We start from the raw sequence: 17,516 nt of genomic DNA, 5'->3' as shown, positions 1-17,516 counted from the left end.
TCAGGCTTCCGGCTCACCCAGCAGACCACTGAAAACGGTTTCCACCAGTATCGGTGCAACCTCGGCCAGCGGAAGGCGCTCAGGTTTGGCCAGCCAGTCGAAAAATAGTCCCAGCATCTGGGTATGCACCAGATAGCCCGCCAGTTCCGGGCTCAGGCCCGGACGCAGTTTTTTCGCGTTTTCAGGACTGCGGAAAATGTCGGTCACAAAGGCAATTCCCTCTTCCGCAAGCTCCCGGTGTTTGTTCAGCGCCTGATCAGATTCGTTGCGGTGGAAGAGGATGTAGTACACCCGGAAGTACTGTTCGTCTTCGGCCAGCTTGCTGAGAGCGATAACGCAGAGATGCTTCAGGTTGGTCAGGCTGTCCTGGCTGATGGCGGCTTCATCGAGCATTTCGCCGAGGGGCGCGCGAACCCGCTCCAGCATGGCATCCAGGATGTCCTGCTTGTTGCGGAAGTGCCAGTAGACCGCGCCCCGGGTTACACCGGCGGTACGGGCAATTTCTTCCAGCGATGCCCGGGCAACGCCTTTCTCCATGAACATGCTCTCGGCGGCATCGAGCAGGGATTCGCGGGTGGCTTCCGCCTCGGCTTTTGTCTTTCTCGCCATGATGAAGTCTTCCGGTGGTGTGTTGCGCCGGCTTTGTCCCGGCCCGTCAGGGTATGAACCGCTTGCGGGAACTACGTAAGTATACCCGAAGACAGTTTACATACATACATGGATGAATGTATCTTGCCTGATCTTACCGATTGCCACTCCGGGCTGGCTGGCCCGGACACATTTACATAATTGATGACACGATCTGTTTCGGTGTTCAGGAGAGCGCGCCATGCCCGTTGAAATGTCTCATCGCCCTAACGCCCGCAAGGGACTGCTTTTTGCTGGTTTGTCGACACTGCTGATGCTAACGGGGTGCAGCGGTCAGGATGGTGAGGGCCAGCAGGCCGGCGCGGGCGGCATGCCTCCGGCGGCGGTTGTGGTGCAACAGGCGACGCTGGCCGATGTCACGGTGAGGCAGGATTACGCCGGCCGTGCCCGGGGTGCCCGGGAGGTGGAAGTCCGGGCTCGCATCAGTGGCATTCTGGAACAGCGGCTATACGAAGAAGGGCAGATGGTGCGGGAAGGTGATGCCTTGTTCCGCATAGATCGCAAGCCTGCAGCGGCGGCACTGCAGAGAGCCCGGGCCCAGCGCCAGGTTGCCGAGGCGGATGTTCAGCAAGCGGAGCGGGAATGGAAACGTATTTCCTCCTTGTTTGAGCGTAACGCCGTCAGTGAACGGGAGCGGGATTCAGCCCAGTCTGCACTGGAACTGGCCCGGGCCAACCTGGCGGTGGCCAATGCCGGCGTGGCCCAGGCTGAACTGGATCTCGGCTACACCGATGTCACGGCGCCAATCAGCGGCGTGACCAGTCTGGAGGATTTTCCGGAGGGTAGCCTGATCGATACCGGCACCCTGCTGACCACCATTGTTCAGCTCGACCCCGTTCACGTTCGCTTTGCGCTTCCGGAAAACGACGCCAACATTCGCCGTGCTGCCCGTGAGGGCATGGTACGGGCAGATCAGGAACAGAATGTCTCGGCGCGCCTGGTTCTGGCGGACGGCAGCGAATACGACCTGGATGGACGCATCGACTTTACCGCTTCCACCCTCGACCCCCGCACCGGCACGGTGTCCGCCCGAGCTGTGTTCCCGAATCCGGAGCAAGTGATTGTACCGGGGCAGTTTGTCCGGGTGCGGGTGGAACTGCAGAGTTTTGACGATGTGATAACCGTGCCTGAGAGGGCGGTAACCCAGGGGCAGAATGGCCCTGTGGTCTATGTGGTTGATGACGACAGCAAAGCCCGGATCCGGGAGGTGGAGCTTGGGCCGGTGAGTGATGGCCGGCAGATCCTCCTGAGCGGCCTGGATGCGGGCGATCGTTATATTGTCAGTGGTCTGGTGAACCTCCGTGATGGCGCCGCCGTTAACGTCACCAATCCGGATAGCCCGGAGGAGGCCAACTGATGCTGCGAACATTCATCGACCGGCCGATCTTCGCCTCGGTTATCTCGATCATCATTACCCTTGGTGGAGCGCTGGCCCTGCTGGGTTTGCCGGTAGAACAGTACCCCAACGTGGTGCCGCCTCAGGTGGTGGTGGACGGCCGCTTCCCGGGAGCCAGTGCCGATGTGATTTCCGATTCGGTGGTGGCGCCGCTTGAGCAGGAAATCAACGGCGTGGACGACATGATCTACATGGAATCCAGTGCCACTGACTCCGGCAGTTTTCGAGTGACGGTGTCGTTTGAAATCGGCACCGATCCGGACCAGGCTACGATCAACGTCAACAACCGTGTGCAGCAGGCTTTGGCCCGGTTGCCTCAGACCGTCCGGGACCAGGGTCTGAAGGTGGAATCCCGTTCCACCTCAATCCTGCAGGTGATTACCCTGTCCTCACCGGACAACTCCATGGATGTGGTGGAGATTTCCAACTACGCGCTGCTGAACGTGCTGGATGAGCTGGTGCGCCTGCCCGGCATCGGGGACGCCTCGCTGTTTGGTGCCCAGGATTACTCCATGCGTATCTGGCTGCGCCCGGACAAACTGGCCCAGTTCGAGCTGACGCCGGCGGATGTGGCCGGAGCGTTGCGGGCCCAGAATGCCCAGTTTGCCGCTGGCCGGATAGGGGCAGAGCCGGCGCCGGAAGGCCAGGCGTTCACCTTCAGCGTGTCCGCTCCGGGCCGGCTCACCAGCCCGGAAGAATTTGGCGAAGTGATTCTTCGCAGTGATGATCAGGGCGCGTCGTTGCGCCTGAAAGATGTGGCACGGATAGAGCTGGGCGCACAGAACTATGATTTCGCCGCCATCTATAACGGCGGAGCCACGGTGCCGATGGGTGTGTATCTGCAGCCGGGCGCCAATGCGCTGGATGCTGCGGAAGCGGTGAACGAAGCCATGAAGGAAATTGCCGACCGTTTCCCGGAAGGCCTCGAATACAATGTACCCTACGACACCACCCGCTTCATTGATATCTCCATTCAGGAGGTGATCTCCACCTTCATCGTGGCGGTGCTGCTGGTGGTTGTGGTGACCTTCCTGTTCCTGCAGCATTTCAACGCCACGCTGATTCCGTTGATCGCCATTCCGGTGTCCCTGGTGGGCACCTTTGCCGGCATGCAGGCCATGGGGTTCTCGGTCAACCTGCTGACCCTGTTTGGCTTGATACTGGCCATCGGTGTGGTGGTGGATAACGCCATTATCATCATGGAAAACGCAGAACGGCTGATCAAGGAAGAGGGCATGTCGCCTTACAATGCCGCCGTGACGACGGTTAGCCAGGTATCCGGGGCCGTGGTGGCGTCCACGCTGGTGCTGGTGGCGGTGTTTGCACCGGTTGCGTTCCTGGGTGGGCTCAGTGGTGAACTCTATCGGCAGTTTGCTATCACCATTGCGGTATCTGTGGTGATCTCCGGTGTCGTCGCCCTGACGCTGACGCCTGCCATGTGCGCCCTGTTGCTCGGCCATGAAGGCAAACAGCTCACCGTATTCCGCTGGTTCGATGCCGGTTTCGACAAGGTCACCAACGGTTTTTCGGCGGTTGTGGACTGGCTACTGCGCCACGCCGTGATCGGCGTACTGCTGTTCGCAGCCATGATCGGTGGCACCGTTTTCCTGCTCAACAAGATGCCGTCCGGGCTGGTCCCCCAGGAGGACCAGGGCTTTGTGCTGACGGCTTATTCATTACCGGCTACCTCTTCCCTCAGCCGCACCGAAGGCACCCGGGACGAGCTGGCGCAGAACATGCTGCAGCTGCCTGAGGTGAAAGACGTTGTCGCCTTTGCCGGTTTTGACATTATTTCCAGTGCCTTGCGCACCAACAGCGGTGTCGCGTTCGTAACGCTGGAGGACTGGGCTGAGCGAGAAGGCGAAGGCCAGGGCGCGGCCGACATTGCCAACAAGATTATGGGTATCGGGTTTGGTATGCCCGAAGCCTTTGTCATTGCCTTTACCCCGCCACCGATCCAGGGGCTGTCGACCACCGGCGGTGTGGAAGGTTACATCCAGGCCCGTGGTGGCCGCACACCAGCCGAGATCAAGGCGATGGCGGACCGGTTCACTCAGGCTGCCAACCAGCGCCCGGAACTGACCAACGTCCGGGTGACCCTGGATACCGGCATTCCCCGCTATCAGGCGATTGTTGACCGGGAAAAAGCCCAGGCGGCAGGTGTGCCGGTTGATCAGATATTCACCACCATGCAGAGTACGTTTGGCGGCCTGTATGTGAACGACTTTACCCTGCAGGGGCGGAACTGGCAGGTGACACTGCAGTCTGAAGGCGAATTCCGAAGCCACCCGGATGACCTGCGCAAGGTGTTTGTGCGTTCCTCCTATGGGGAGATGATTCCCCTGAGCTCACTCGTGGAGCTGGAGCGGGTGAGCGGACCGGACATCCTGAACCGCTTTAACGTCTACCCCGCGGCCAAACTGCTTGCGGACCCGACGCCGGGCCACACCACGGGCGAAGCCCTGACCGCGCTGCAGGAAGTTGCCAATCAGCAGTTTGACCGAAACACGTTGCTGGGTTGGACCGGTGAAGCCTATCAGCTGCAGGACTCTGCGGACTCCGGCACGCTCGCCTTTGGCATGGGGCTGCTACTGGTGTTTCTGATCCTCGCCGCCCAATACGAGCGCTGGGGTCTGCCGGTGGCAGTGGCTACCGCGGTACCCTTCGGGGTATTCGGGGCAGCACTGGCCTCGCTGTTGCGTGGCTTCCCCAACGACATCTACTTCCAGGTAGGGTTGCTGGTGCTGATTGGCCTGGCGGCGAAAAACGCGATTCTGATCGTTGAGTTCGCCGCCCAGAACCGGCAAACGGGCATGAGCTCGTTTGAGGCGGCCAGCACCGCAGCCCGCCAGCGCTTCCGGGCGATCATGATGACCGCGCTGACGTTCATCGTGGGTTCTTTGCCGCTGGCATTCAGTACCGGCGCGGGTGCCGTGAGCCGGCAGGAAATCGGTACCGTGGTGGTTGGCGGCATGCTGGTGGCCAGTACCCTGGCCCTGTTCTTCGTGCCCTTGTTCTACAAGCTGATCGAAGACCTGGCGGACTGGCGGCGCAAACGCAAAGCCGCCTGATCGCAGTTTTTGCGCCCTGCTTGCCACTTGCGAGTGAGCTGAATCGGGGCAGGCTATCGTCGTCATAAAGAGATAACCGTCGTCGGTGACTACCGGCGGCGGTTTTTTGTTTGATACTCTCGTCTATCTAAGGCGTATGAAGAGCAAGTTCCGAGAGGCTTTCCAAAAATTTGTGGAGCCATGGATGGCGGAACATAAGCGACACATGGATGTGCCGGCAGGAGCGCTTTTTGGAAAGCCTCTCGGAACTTGCTCCTGCACCGAGGTTTCAGGCTGAGAGAGATAAGGTCTAACCATGAACAAAAAAGAGCTTCTGGATGAACTGGAACAGGCTCGCGTCCGCACCGAGAGCCTGATTGTGTCGTTACCGGAAGACAAGCTCGAGGTCCCGTATCATCCGGGGGTGAATCCGCCACTTTGGGAAATGGGCCACTCAGCGTTTTTCTACGAGGTCTTTGTCTTCAACCTGTTGGACGGAACACCGAGCTACGATCCCTCCATGGATGACCTTTGGGATTCATTCCATGTCGATCACAAAGATCGCTGGAGTCGGGATCTGTTTCCGGGCAGGGAGGAAACTCTCAAGTATTTCAACACCATCTACGACCGGGTTGCCGAACGCATCAAGGGTGGGGAGCTGAGCGACCAGGAGCTGTATCTCTACCGCTACGCCATTTATCACCAGAACATGCACATCGAGTCGCTCATCTGGTGTCGGCAGACAGTCGGCTATCCGGCGCCTTTGGATTACAAAGGTGATCGGCCTGCTCCGGGCGAGTCGATCAGCGGTGATGTGCAGATCCCGGCCGGTCGCTGGGTTATTGGCATGCCCGGTGAGTCGCAACAGTACGCGACCGAAGACTTTGCCTTTGATGCCGAGAAGCCCCGTTTTGAGGTAGAGCTGCCGGCGTTTGCCATCAGTCGCACGCTGGTGAGCAACGGAGAATTCCAGGCGTTTGTAGACGATGATGGTTACAGGCGTCCCGAACTCTGGTCGTTTGGCGGCCGCAAGTGGCTGGAATCGGAGCAGGACGTCAGCCTGGTCCATGGGGTTGGCGAGCCAATGATGCGGCTGTCCAGACATCCGCAGTATTGGCGGTGGCATGACGAACAGTGGCAGGTACGGGTGTTCGACCGCTGGCTGCCGTTGCAGCCAGACGCTCCGGTTACCCATGTCAGCTACTGGGAGGCGGAAGCCTTCTGTACCTGGGCCGGGCGGCGGTTGCCGACCGAGTATGAATGGGAAGTGGCGGCGCTGGGCAATAAACCCGGTAGCCCTTTTCGGCGTTTTCCGTGGGGTAATGAGTCACCGGATGCTGTGCGGGCGGATATGAATGCCCGGACCATGGCTCGTAACCCGGTGTCGGATTACCCGGCCGGCGATAGCCCGTTTGGCTGCCGGCAGATGGTTGGCTCGGTGTGGGAATGGACCAGCAACGAGTTCCTGCCCTATGACGGCTTCAAGGTAGATATGTACCCATTCATGTCGACCCTGCAGTTTGCCACGCACAAAGTCACCAAGGGCGGCAGCTGTGCCACCTCATCCAACCTGATCCGTGGCACCTACCGGCAGGCGTATCTGCCGTTTCGCAGTGATGTTTACACCGGGTTCCGCACCTGCGCCGCCTGAATTCCTGATTTGTCCATAAGGTGACTTGCCAGGGCCACACCGGTCTCACTCATCGTGAGGTAGGCATCATTGGCGCCGGCTTCGCGAATTTTTACGGCTTCATCGGCATACATGGTGTGCGCCACGATATAGCCCTCGAAGCCGAGCTTGCGCAGCATCCGCGCGGCGATAAGCTTGCCTTCGATGTCACTCATTGCCAGCACCACCGAGTTGAGTTCCGGCATGTGCAGACCTTCCCAAAAGGTGGTGTCTTCGGCGTCTGCAAAGACGACATTGCGCCCATCTTTCTGGTGTTTCTCGGTTTTGGCAGGGTCTGAGTCGATCCCCATGATTCGCGTTTCATGGGGTGCAAGCCAATCGTAAGCCGCTGTGCCTGTTCGCCCCATGCCCATCACCAGAACCTGTGTAGTACCCAGCGAGATAGGTTGCTCATCAGGATGACGTTTCTGACTCTCGAAACGAACCAGCTTGTGGGCAACATGCTCGTAAATACTGTGAGAAAACCGGTTGAGCGGCGCCGAAAATACAAACGACAGGGAAACCGATATCGCCAGCGGAACCAGCCATTCTGGCAGGGCAACACTGGCGACAATGAGCCCGAATTCACTGTAGTTTGTGAGTGACAGTGAGGTGAGGAAGCTACTGCGAGCCCGCAGGCGGAAAGCCAGCAGCAGGAAGTAGAACAGGATGCCTTTGAGTGGCAAGAGCAAGGCTGCTACTGCCGCAAAGATCAGAGCTTGCTGGTCTGGCAGGCCGTCAATGCCGATCTGCAGGAAAAAACCAACCAGGAAGATTTCTTTCACGCTCCAAAGGGACTTGGCCAGTTCCTGGGAACGGGGATGGTTGGCCAGCATGGCACCGAACACCAATGCACCCAATTCCGAGCTCAGACCCACGGCCTCAAACCCAAGGCCACCAACCACCAGGGCCAGCAGAAGCCCGAGCAGTACCAGCAGTTCGTCGTGCCCGCTGGCATCCAGCAGCCTGTAGAGCAGCGGCCGGAGCAACGGAAGGCCGAATACAATGACGGCCCATTCTGAGGGTGTTTTGCCGGCCGCGAGACTCATCACCACCAGTGCAATCAGATCCTGCATAATCAATATGCCAATAGCGACCCGGCCGTGGAAGGCTCTGAGTTCCCGTTTGCTTTCCAGTACCTTGGCGGCCAGTACGGTGCTGGAAAAGGACAGGGCGATCGCCAGCATCAGGGCCGTTGTCCAGTCCAGGTCAAAAAGCAGGTAGAGGCCGGGGGCAAACACCACACAGGTAATCGCGAAGTGGAGCAGACTGCCGCCGATGACTTCCGGGCTGACAATGGAGCGTAGCTTCAGCTTCAGGCCGACTGTAAACAAGAGCAGCAAAACGCCAAGATGAGCAATGTGGGCCAGTACATCGGTGGGCTCTGCGGTGATGCTGGTAGTCGCGCTGAGGCCGCTGAGCACAAAGCCGGCGGCCAGATAGCCAACCAGCGGAGGCAAACCGATTCCCTTGACGAGAAGGCCGATAACAAAGGCAAAACTTATCCAGATGGCTTCAGGCATGGGCGAATCTTCTGACGACGGAATCCAAAGCTCTGAAGCCTACCTTTTTTTCGGGCCTAGCTGTAGTGGCGAATGGTTTCAGGGCTGCCGGTCGGCAAGAAAGTCCCGGAACAGGGCTGCCGATTCCTCCGGCGCCTCCACCATCGGCGCGTGGCCGATATCATCGAGAATGGCCTTGCGCGCGTTCGGGATAGCTTCGACAAAGACATCGGCATTGCGATAGTCAATTACCCGGTCGAGTTTGCCCCAGACCACCAGAACCGGCGCCTGGATGTTGGTGATGGCGTTGCGGAAATCCGGCTCGAAGCCGGTGTCTCGGATGGCCCGGAAAATGACTTCGTTGACTTCCCGGTTGGCGATGGCCTTTTCTTCCATCACATCAAAGATCGGCCAGGGCACGAAAGGGCGTTTTTCCAGAGCGAAGTCCAGCAGGCGGTCGAAATCGCCTTCCCGTTTCGGGATGAGCGGGTTGTCGCCATCCATGACCAGGTCCACCAGCTCACTTTCATATTCGAAGATACCGGCAGGGTCGAACAGTACGGCTGTGTGAACCTGTTCTGGATGGGTGGCAGCGTAGAGGGCAGTGATGGCACCGCCCATGGAGTTGCCCATCATGTGGAAGCGTTCCACCCCGAGCTCCTTCAGTATCTGGTGGACGTATTCTACCTGATCCTCAAAACGGTAGCCGATGTCCAGGGGTTTACTGCTGTCGCCATGGCCTGGCAGATCGAGGGCATAGATGTTGAACTCACCCTGGAACTCTTTGGCCAGACGGGTCCAGTTATCCTTGTTGGCGCCGAAGCCGTGAATCAGCACCAGGGTGTCGCCATCGACCGGTTCTTCACTGCGAAGGTAGGCAATGTCCAGATCGCCAACGGTGACTTGCGCGGCCTCCAGACCGGCGCTTGAACGTTCCCAGCCTATGGCGTTTTCGTAGATGCTCTGGCGGGAGCAGGCGCTGACCAGCAGGGTAACGGTCAGCAGCAGGAACAGCTTCAGGTGAGTGCGGCGCACAGGGAACTCCTTTTCGTTATGGCTATTATTGAATGCCAACACTAACCCATAAAAAAGCCCGGTCAATGACCGGGCTGACGCTGTTACTCGGCGAGCCGGAGCCTCAGCTCTGCTCCCGGGCAATGGCCCGGTAGGCAATGTCGTTGCGGTAGAACATGCCGTTCCAGCTGATTTTCTTTGCCAGCTCATAGGCCCGTTGCTGGGCTTCGGTGACGGTGTTGCCCAGAGCGGTAGCGCAGAGCACGCGGCCCCCGGCAGTGACTACGTCGTCGCCGTTGAGTTTGGTGCCGGCGTGGAAGACCTTCTCACCTTCTGTTTCACCGTCCGGCAGGCCGGAGATGACATCGCCCTTGTCGTAGCTGGCGGGATAGCCACCGGCAGCGAGTACGATGCCGACAGAGGCGCGTTCATCCCACTCGGAATCGCACGCGTCCAGCTTGCCATCCACGGCGGCCTGGCACAGTTCCACCAGGTCGGACTTCATGCGCAGCATGATCGGCTGGGTTTCCGGATCGCCAAAGCGGCAGTTGAACTCAATGACCTTGGGGGCACCGCTGGTATCGATCATCAGGCCGGCGTACAGGAAACCCTTGTACGGATGGCCTTCCGCCGCCATGCCGTTGACCGTGGGGTAGATCACCTCGTCCATGATCCGCTGGTGCACATCGGCAGTGACCACCGGGGCGGGAGAATAAGCTCCCATGCCACCGGTGTTGGGGCCGGTGTCGCCGTCGCCTACGCGCTTGTGGTCCTGAGACGTGGCCATGGCCAGTACGTTCTTGCCGTCGACCATCACGATGAAGGAGGCTTCTTCGCCGTCCAGAAACTCTTCCACCACCACGCGGCTGCCGGCATCGCCAAAGGCGTTGCCTGCGAGCATGTCGCGGATGGCATCTTCGGCTTCTGCCAGGGTCATGGCGACGATTACACCTTTACCGGCAGCCAGGCCGTCGGCTTTAACCACGATGGGTGCGCCTTTTTCACGCACGTAGGCGAGGGCCTCGTCGACATCGGTGAAATTGGCGTAGTCGGCGGTGGGAATCTTCTGGCGGGCCAGGAAGTCCTTGGTGAAGGCCTTGGAGCCTTCCAGCTGGGCGGCGCCAGCGCTGGGACCGAAGATGCGCAGGCCGCGGGCTTCAAATTTGTCCACCACGCCGGCCACCAGCGGGGCTTCCGGGCCAACGATGGTCAAGCCGACGTTGTTCTGCTCGGCGAAGTTGGCCAGGCCGTCCAGGTCCATCACGTCCAGGTCGACGTTTTCCAGATTCGGTTCCCGGGCGGTGCCGGCGTTACCCGGTGCGACAAACACTTTATCCGCTTGCGGTGACTGGGCGGCTTTCCACGCCAGGGCGTGCTCACGTCCGCCACTGCCAATAACCAGAATGTTCATGTGTTACTCCTGAGTTCTTCGATCAGTGACGGAAATGGCGCATGCCGGTGAAGACCATGGCAATGCCATGCTCGTTGGCGGCATCGATCACTTCCTGGTCGCGCATGGAGCCGCCGGGCTGAATCACGGCGGTAATGCCGGCTTCGGCCGCGGCGTCGATGCCGTCACGGAACGGGAAGAATGCATCCGACGCCATGACGGAACCCTTCACTTCCAGGTTTTCGTCGGCGGCTTTGATGCCTGCAATCTTGGCGCTGTAGACGCGGCTCATCTGGCCGGCGCCGACGCCGATGGTGCGACCGGCTTTGGCATAGACAATAGCGTTGGATTTAACGTACTTGGCCACTTCCCAGGCGAACAGCAGGTCGTTCAGTTCCTGCTCGGTGGGCTGGCGTTCGGTGACCACTTTCACGTCTTCCATGGCCACCATGCCCAGGTCGCGATCCTGCACCAGCAGGCCGCCGGTGACGCGCTTGTAGTCCATGGTCTGGGCGCGTTCACCGTCGAATTCGCCGCAGGCCAGCAGGCGTACGTTCTTCTTGGCGGCAACAATCTCGACTGCTTCCGGCGCAACGCTCGGGGCGATAATCACTTCCACGAACTGGCGATCCACAATGGCCTTGGCGGTCGCCGCATCCAGTTCACGGTTGAAGGCGATGATGCCGCCAAAGGCCGACGTCGGGTCGGTGGCAAAGGCCAGGTCGTAGGCCTGCAGTATGTCGGCACCGATGGCCACGCCACAGGGATTGGCGTGCTTGACGATGACGCAGGCCGGGTCGGCGAAGGGTTTGACGCACTCCAGCGCCGCATCGGTGTCGGCTACGTTGTTGTAGCTCAGTTCCTTGCCCTGAAGCTGTTTGGCGGTGGCGACACAGGCTTCCTTCGGGTGGCGCTCGGCGTAGAAGGCAGCGCGCTGATGCGGGTTTTCCCCATAGCGCATATCCTGAACTTTCACGAACTGGGCATTGAAGGTGCGGGGGAAGTCAGCGTTGTCGTTATCCGGGGTACGCCCGCCCAGATAGTTGGCAATAGCACCGTCGTAGCCGGCGGTGTGCTCGAAGGCCTTCACGGCCAGGTCGAAGCGGGTGCTATAGGTCAGCTCGCCGTCGTTGTCCGCCAGTTCTTTCAGAACGCGGTTGTAGTCGGAGGCGTTCACGACAATGGCAACATCGTTGTGGTTCTTGGCGGCGGCACGAACCATGGTGGGGCCGCCAATGTCGATGTTTTCAATGGCTGTGGCCAGGTCGCAGTCCGGGTTGGCCACGGTGTCCTCGAACGGGTACAGGTTCACCACCACCATGTCGATGGGATTGATTCCGTGCTCAGCCATGATGGCATCGTCGGTGCCACGCCGGCCCAGAATGCCGCCGTGGATTTTCGGGTGCAGGGTTTTGACCCGGCCATCCATCATTTCCGGGAAACCGGTGTAATCGGACACTTCGGTGACCGGTACGTTGTTTTCCTTGAGCAGGCGGAAGGTTCCGCCGGTGGAGAGCAGCTCGACGCCGCGTTCGGTGAGGGCACGGCCGAAATCGACGATGCCGGTTTTATCACTCACGCTGATCAGGGCGCGACGGACGGGGGTGTTTGCCTGGTTTGCCATGGGTCACTTTCTTCGCTGGTCAGATAAGCCGGATTGTAAGCCTGGGTGCAAATAACAAGGGCCTCGCGAACGCATCCGGGAGGCCCTTGTGGGGTCAGGTCTGATTATAGCAGACCGTATTGCTTGAGTTTCTTGCGCAGGGTGCCGCGATTCAGCCCGAGCATGGTGGAGGCTTTGGTCTGGTTGTTGCGGGTGTATTTCATCACCTGCTCCAGCAGCGGGGCTTCCACTTCTGACAGTACCAGTTGGTACACGTCGGTAACCGGCGCGCCATCGAGTTGCTCAAAGTAGTTCTTCAGGGCAACTTCTACGCTGTCACGCAGGGTGACGCTGTTGCCGCTGTGGTTTACCGTGTGCAACTGATGCAGATCATCGTTGGCCGGGGTGCTTAGGGATTGATTTGCCAAAGTCTCAGCGGTCATGCTGCGAATACCTCTCCATTTCGTAAGCCTGCAAAATACTGTGCGATGCTGTCTTTCTGCTCCAGCGCATCATCGATGGCGTTGAAGCGTTGTCGGAACTGTTTGCTGTCATCATGGGACTGCAGATACCAGCCCACGTGTTTTCTGGCGATACGCACGCCCATCAATTCGCCGTAGAAACGGTGCAGTTCTTCCAGGTGCCCGGCCAGAATGCGCTCTACTTCATCCATGGGCGGTTGTGGCAGGTGTTCTCCGGTTTCCAGATAATGAAGAATCTCCCGGAAAATCCAGGGCCGGCCCTGGGCACCCCGGCCAATCAGCAAGCCGTCGGCACCGGTATGGCTGAGTACCTGCCGGGCCTTCTCCGGCGTGGTAATGTCGCCGTTGGCGAACACCGGTATGCCAACGCTGGCCTTGACCTCTGCGATGGTGTCGTACTCCGCGTCGCCGTTGTATTTGTCTGCGCGGGTACGGCCGTGTACGGCCAGAGCCTGAATGCCGGCATCTTCCGCCATCCTGGCGATGACCGGAGCATTGCGGTTGTCTCTGTCCCAGCCGGTTCGCATTTTCAGGGTCACCGGCACATCTACCGCCTTCACCACGGCTTCCAGAATTGCCCGTACCAGCTTCTCGTCTTTCATCAGGGCCGAACCGGCGGCCTTGTTGCAGACTTTCTTGGCCGGACACCCCATGTTGATGTCGATGATCTGAGCACCGAATTCAGCGTTTTGCCGGGCTGCATCGGCCAGCATCTCGGGGTCGCCGCCGGCGATCTGGACCGATCTGGGTTCCGGTTCGCCTTCGTGATTCAGGCGAGTCCGGGATTTACGCGTATGCCAGAGCTTGCTGTCCGCTATGACCATTTCCGATACCGCCAGCCCGGCCCCCATTCGTCGGCATAAAAGCCGGAAAGGGCGATCGGTTACACCGGCCATGGGTGCAACAATCAGCGGGTTGGGCAGGGTGTACGGCCCGATTTTTGCCGTTGGCAGCATGATCTGAGTCCGTGTCACAGCGGGTTGAGCAAAATTCGGCTGGAGCGGTTGTTCAATTTCTGACCGCTCCGGTCTCCGAAGGGCGGTAATGATACCGCCGGGGGCAAGCTGATTGAAGGGGCGAAAGCGTTAAAAAATTGATTATTTTTCGCGCTTTCTGGTTGACTTTTGCGCTGTCAACTGTCGGCCCGAAGGCTATTGATTCGCATCAAGGCGCCCAGGGACGAAAGCTCAGGTTATAGTTGACGGCATCCCGCCCGGGGTCGCGTATCCGGATGGCGATCCGCACCGGCGTTTCTACCGGCATGCTGGCAAGTTCTGCGGCCTCACCGGCCAGGTACTCTTCTGGCGTAAAGGTGCTTTGGGCCACTACATCGCCATTGAGGTTGGAGAAGGTCAGTGCGATCGCCGGGAACGGCTGCTCAAAGCCGGCGCGGTTGAGAATCACGGCATCGACAATGAGTTGATCCCGGTTCTCCGGGTCGGTGCGCACCACCAGTTTACGGCTCTGGATAGCCTCGACATTCCCCAGGGGTTTGAGTTCGCATCCGGCAATCTCGCAGCCCTTCTCGTAGAACGGTCGGAGCTGGGGGATGGCAGAAAGCCGGTCAAGCTGGTACCAGGTAACCTGGGCAATCAGTACGCCCAGCAGGGCCAGCACCGCCAGTGCCCAGAATACGGTTCTGAGCCGGCCTCTGCCGTTACCGACGGATACAGGATCCCGTCGCAGGTCATGGTAGAGGGTGTCTGGCGCCGCTTGCTTGCGAGTGCGGCTGACAATCGGGTCGCCCACGCGATCGTCATCCGCCAAGCTGAGGTCCGTGATATCCGGTTCCGTGGACGGCTCCGCTGAAGTGGCCTCGTTGGCGGGTTGGGTTGTTCCATTGGACTCGCTGTCCTCACGGCGCAGCGGCTCCGGCCGTGTTTCGGCAGCAGGGGGCGTCTGAAGTGATGCCTGTTCCGGTTCGGGCTGCGGCGGGGCAGGACGCTGAGGCTTCGCTGATTCTGGCTGAGCCGATGGCTTCGCGGGCTCGTCGTCGTTGAGCATGGCCTCGGCCCAGCTCTCGTCGATATTCTGGTTTTCCGGCGTCAGGTCGTCGTCGCTGAAGCCGGATTCCTCGGGCTCGTCGAAATTGCGGAAGCTGTCGCTGAGCTCATCATCTGAGAACGTCAGTTTGCTGCCGGCATAGCGGCCTTCGGTGGCATCTTCCTCGGGGTTGTCCGCAAAGATCAGTTCCTCTTCATCGTCGAACCGGCCGGGCCTGGTTGCTCCGGTTTCAGAGCCAGATGACGAGGGCGACGGGCGGGCCCCGGCATTATCTTTGCCAGAGACCACCTGGTGTTCGACCGCATTGAAAATCTTCATGCAGTTCCCGCAGCGTACCTTGCCCCTGGCGACGCTCAGCTGTTCGTCTGTTACCCGGAAACGGGTCTCACAGTTGGGGCATTGGGTCTGCAGGCTGCTCTGGGTCATGCTTCGTTCCTGAAAGCTCGATCTCTGGTCGATCACTACGATGGAGGCAGTTTAGACATAAACGCCTGTGTCGTCATCCGTCCTTGCGCCGTCCTGTGAGGCGTATCCAGTCTTCTTTCTGTTCCGGTTCGTCCATGATGAACCAGGGCTCATAGGCTTCCATCACGTCACGGGCCTGATTGAACAGGATGCCGGACAGTACCAGATCCCCGCCGGGCCTGGTCAGTTCGGCCAGTCTCGGTGCCAGGCCGATCAGCGGCTGGGCAAGGATATTGGCCAACATGATATCGGCTAGGGTGTCCGGATCGTTGCCGGGCAGGTACAAATCCAGGCGGTTATCTTCAACGCCATTCCGGCGGGCGTTGTCACGGCTGGCTTCCAGGGCTTGGGGGTCGGTATCGACGCCAACGACATGTTCTGCCCCCAGTAACAGGGCGGCCAGGCCCAGAATGCCGGAACCACAACCGTAGTCGGTCACCTGCTTGCCCGAGACATCCTGGCCGTCAAGCCATTCCAGGCACAGCGCGGTGGTCGGGTGGGTGCCGGTGCCGAACGCCAGGCCCGGGTCGAGCAACAGGTTGGCTGCGTCCGGGTCTGGTGCCTCGTGCCAGCTGGGCACAATCCACAGGCGTTCACCGAACTGCAGCGGGTGGAAGTCGTCCATCCAGGCCCGCTCCCAGTCCTTGTCTTCCACCAGGGTAACGTCAATATCGGCCAAAGACTGCTGGGTCTGCTGGTGCCAGGCGTCGCGAATCTCCGCCAGTAACTGTTCGATATTGCGGTCAGACTGGAACAGGCCAGTGACGGTGGTCTGGCTCCAGAGGGGGGTAGTGCCCGGGTCGGGCTCGTACAGCGGCTGGTCGGCGGCGTCTTCCATGGAAACGGCATCGGCGCCCATTTCCATTAACAGATCTTCCAGCTGATCCGCAGTGTCCGGATCAGCTGGAATCTGGAGTTGTATCCAGGGCATGATTAATCCCGCATCAGTTTCTCAAGGTAGTGGATGGTGAAGTCTACCTGTTTAAAGCCACCATCGCGTACCAGTTTTCGATGCAGGGGTTGGTTGGTCTTGATGCCCTCGACCAGCATTTCGTCCAGCGCATTCTTCATGCGCCGGCGGGCGATCTCCCGGTCGTCGCCCCAGGTGATCAGTTTGGCCACCAGGGAATCGTAGTACGGCGGTACGGTGTAGCCGCTGTACAGGTGGGAATCCACGCGGATGCCGTTGCCGCCAGGAGCGTGGAAATGACTGATCTTGCCAGGGCTGGGAACGAAGGTTTTCGGGTCTTCGGCGTTGATCCGGCATTCAATGGCATGGCCGGAAATGTGGATCTGGTCCTGGCTGTATTGCAGTGGCAGACCGCTGGCAATACGCAGCTGCTCGCGCACAATGTCCACACCAGTGACCATCTCCGAGACCGGATGCTCAACCTGTACCCGCGTGTTCATTTCAATGAAGTAGAACTCGCCGTCCTGATACAGGAATTCGAAGGTGCCGGCGCCAACGTAGCCGATTTCCTTGCAGGCATCCACGCAGGCCTTAAGCGTTCGCTCGCGGGATTCCTGGTTGATGTTCGGTGCCGGTGCTTCTTCAATGACCTTCTGGTTGCGGCGCTGCATGGAGCAGTCCCGGTCACCCAGATGGATGACGTTGCCGTGCATGTCGGCCAGAACCTGGACTTCCACGTGACGTGGGGTTTCCAGGAACTTCTCCAGATACACGGTGGGATCGCCGAAGGCATTCTTGGCTTCGCTCTGGGTAATCTGTACTGCTTTCAGCAGGGCGGCTTCAGAGTGCACCACCTGCATGCCTCGGCCACCACCACCAGAGGCCGCCTTGATCATCACCGGGTAGCCAATCTGCTTCGCCAGCTTGAGGGTGCGTTCGTCGTCGTCCGTCAGCGGGCCGTCGGAGCCGGGAACTGTGGGTACGCCGGCCTTTTTCATGGCTTCGATGGCGGACACCTTGTTACCCATCAGGCGGATGGTCTCTGCCCGGGGGCCGATAAAGCGGAAACCGCTTTTTTCGACCTGCTCCGCGAAGTCGGCATTCTCGGCCAGGAATCCGTAACCCGGATGGATGCCCACCGAGTCGGTCACTTCAGCGGCACTGATGATGGTCGGGATATTCAGGTAGCTGTCTGTGGCACTGTTTGGGCCAATGCAGACAGATTCGTCGGCAAGGCGAACGTGCATCAGGTCGCGGTCTACCTGGGAATGTACCGCAACGGTTTTGATGCCCAGCTCCTTGCACGCGCGGAGAATACGCAGGGCGATTTCACCGCGGTTTGCGATCAGAACTTTTTCTAACATGGCCATGGTTAGCAATCAC

At 59.7% G+C, this 17,516-nt stretch carries 13 protein-coding genes; 3 read left to right on the top strand and 10 right to left on the bottom strand.

Annotation, left to right across the window (positions count from 1 at the left end; genetic code table 11):
* Complete coding sequence (locus MARHY_RS15920; protein WP_014422725.1) at window positions 1-609, bottom strand: TetR family transcriptional regulator; 609 nt, start codon at window positions 607-609, stop codon at window positions 1-3.
* A gap of 220 nt (window positions 610-829) precedes the next feature.
* On the opposite strand from MARHY_RS15920, the gene MARHY_RS15915 reads away from it, so the two are divergent.
* The 3 genes from MARHY_RS15915 (at window position 830) to senA (ending at window position 6,745) form a co-directional block, all read left to right on the top strand.
* Window positions 830-2,005 (top strand): efflux RND transporter periplasmic adaptor subunit, encoded by a 1,176-nt coding sequence (locus tag MARHY_RS15915; RefSeq protein WP_014422724.1) that lies wholly within the window; start codon window positions 830-832, stop codon window positions 2,003-2,005.
* A complete protein-coding gene (locus tag MARHY_RS15910; RefSeq protein ID WP_014422723.1) occupies window positions 2,005-5,115 on the top strand; it encodes an efflux RND transporter permease subunit in 3,111 nt (1,036 codons plus the stop codon). The genes MARHY_RS15915 and MARHY_RS15910 overlap by 1 nt, the downstream gene beginning before the upstream one ends.
* Before the next feature lie 295 nt (window positions 5,116-5,410).
* Window positions 5,411-6,745, top strand: coding sequence for a selenoneine synthase SenA (gene senA, locus MARHY_RS15905; protein ID WP_014422721.1), 1,335 nt, complete (start codon window positions 5,411-5,413; stop codon window positions 6,743-6,745).
* On the opposite strand, the gene MARHY_RS15900 is transcribed toward senA, so the two are convergent.
* The 9 genes from MARHY_RS15900 to accC all read right to left on the bottom strand — a co-directional run bounded on the left by MARHY_RS15900 (window position 6,715) and on the right by accC (window position 17,497).
* On the bottom strand, window positions 6,715-8,286 hold the full coding sequence (locus tag MARHY_RS15900) for a cation:proton antiporter domain-containing protein (RefSeq protein ID WP_014422720.1): 1,572 nt from the start codon (window positions 8,284-8,286) through the stop codon (window positions 6,715-6,717). The two genes, senA and MARHY_RS15900, sit on opposite strands and share 31 nt — an antisense overlap.
* Before the next feature lie 78 nt (window positions 8,287-8,364).
* Window positions 8,365-9,300, bottom strand: a complete 936-nt coding sequence (locus MARHY_RS15895; RefSeq protein WP_014422719.1) for an alpha/beta fold hydrolase — start codon at window positions 9,298-9,300, stop codon at window positions 8,365-8,367.
* Between the two features lie 103 nt (window positions 9,301-9,403).
* A complete protein-coding gene (gene purD / locus MARHY_RS15890; protein WP_014422718.1) occupies window positions 9,404-10,690 on the bottom strand; it encodes a phosphoribosylamine--glycine ligase in 1,287 nt (428 codons plus the stop codon).
* A gap of 22 nt (window positions 10,691-10,712) precedes the next feature.
* Window positions 10,713-12,293 (bottom strand): bifunctional phosphoribosylaminoimidazolecarboxamide formyltransferase/IMP cyclohydrolase, encoded by a 1,581-nt coding sequence (gene purH, locus MARHY_RS15885; RefSeq protein WP_014422717.1) that lies wholly within the window; start codon window positions 12,291-12,293, stop codon window positions 10,713-10,715.
* A gap of 104 nt (window positions 12,294-12,397) precedes the next feature.
* A complete protein-coding gene (fis, locus tag MARHY_RS15880) occupies window positions 12,398-12,715 on the bottom strand; it encodes a DNA-binding transcriptional regulator Fis (RefSeq protein ID WP_011786861.1) in 318 nt (105 codons plus the stop codon).
* Window positions 12,712-13,710 (bottom strand): tRNA dihydrouridine synthase DusB, encoded by a 999-nt coding sequence (dusB, locus tag MARHY_RS15875; RefSeq protein WP_014422716.1) that lies wholly within the window; start codon window positions 13,708-13,710, stop codon window positions 12,712-12,714. Before dusB ends, fis begins: the two co-directional genes overlap by 4 nt.
* Before the next feature lie 208 nt (window positions 13,711-13,918).
* Window positions 13,919-15,184, bottom strand: a complete 1,266-nt coding sequence (locus MARHY_RS15870; protein ID WP_014422715.1) for a DUF3426 domain-containing protein — start codon at window positions 15,182-15,184, stop codon at window positions 13,919-13,921.
* A 73-nt stretch (window positions 15,185-15,257) separates the two neighbouring features.
* Complete coding sequence (gene prmA, locus MARHY_RS15865; protein WP_014422714.1) at window positions 15,258-16,154, bottom strand: 50S ribosomal protein L11 methyltransferase; 897 nt, start codon at window positions 16,152-16,154, stop codon at window positions 15,258-15,260.
* A 2-nt stretch (window positions 16,155-16,156) separates the two neighbouring features.
* Window positions 16,157-17,497 (bottom strand): acetyl-CoA carboxylase biotin carboxylase subunit, encoded by a 1,341-nt coding sequence (gene accC / locus MARHY_RS15860; protein ID WP_227499547.1) that lies wholly within the window; start codon window positions 17,495-17,497, stop codon window positions 16,157-16,159.
* Window positions 17,498-17,516 lie beyond the last annotated feature (19 nt).

It is taken from the genome of Marinobacter nauticus ATCC 49840, assembly GCF_000284615.1.
GTDB lineage: Bacteria > Pseudomonadota > Gammaproteobacteria > Pseudomonadales > Oleiphilaceae > Marinobacter > Marinobacter nauticus.
This window is presented reverse-complemented; position numbering and strand designations above follow the sequence as displayed.

Excerpts from the sequence above, each read along its gene's own strand:
- MARHY_RS15870 (WP_014422715.1), bottom strand. The coding sequence starts at position 15,184 with ATGACCCAGAGCAGCCTGCAGACCCAATGCCCCAACTGTGAGACCCGT.
- senA (WP_014422721.1), top strand. The coding sequence starts at position 5,411 with ATGAACAAAAAAGAGCTTCTGGATGAACTGGAACAGGCTCGCGTCCGC.
- MARHY_RS15915 (WP_014422724.1), top strand. The coding sequence starts at position 830 with ATGCCCGTTGAAATGTCTCATCGCCCTAACGCCCGCAAGGGACTGCTT.
- prmA (WP_014422714.1), bottom strand. The coding sequence starts at position 16,154 with ATGCCCTGGATACAACTCCAGATTCCAGCTGATCCGGACACTGCGGAT.
- purH (WP_014422717.1), bottom strand. The coding sequence starts at position 12,293 with ATGGCAAACCAGGCAAACACCCCCGTCCGTCGCGCCCTGATCAGCGTG.
- MARHY_RS15910 (WP_014422723.1), top strand. The coding sequence starts at position 2,005 with ATGCTGCGAACATTCATCGACCGGCCGATCTTCGCCTCGGTTATCTCG.
- dusB (WP_014422716.1), bottom strand. The coding sequence starts at position 13,710 with ATGCTGCCAACGGCAAAAATCGGGCCGTACACCCTGCCCAACCCGCTG.
- purD (WP_014422718.1), bottom strand. The coding sequence starts at position 10,690 with ATGAACATTCTGGTTATTGGCAGTGGCGGACGTGAGCACGCCCTGGCG.
- MARHY_RS15900 (WP_014422720.1), bottom strand. The coding sequence starts at position 8,286 with ATGCCTGAAGCCATCTGGATAAGTTTTGCCTTTGTTATCGGCCTTCTC.
- MARHY_RS15920 (WP_014422725.1), bottom strand. The coding sequence starts at position 609 with ATGGCGAGAAAGACAAAAGCCGAGGCGGAAGCCACCCGCGAATCCCTG.
- accC (WP_227499547.1), bottom strand. The coding sequence starts at position 17,497 with ATGTTAGAAAAAGTTCTGATCGCAAACCGCGGTGAAATCGCCCTGCGT.
- fis (WP_011786861.1), bottom strand. The coding sequence starts at position 12,715 with ATGACCGCTGAGACTTTGGCAAATCAATCCCTAAGCACCCCGGCCAAC.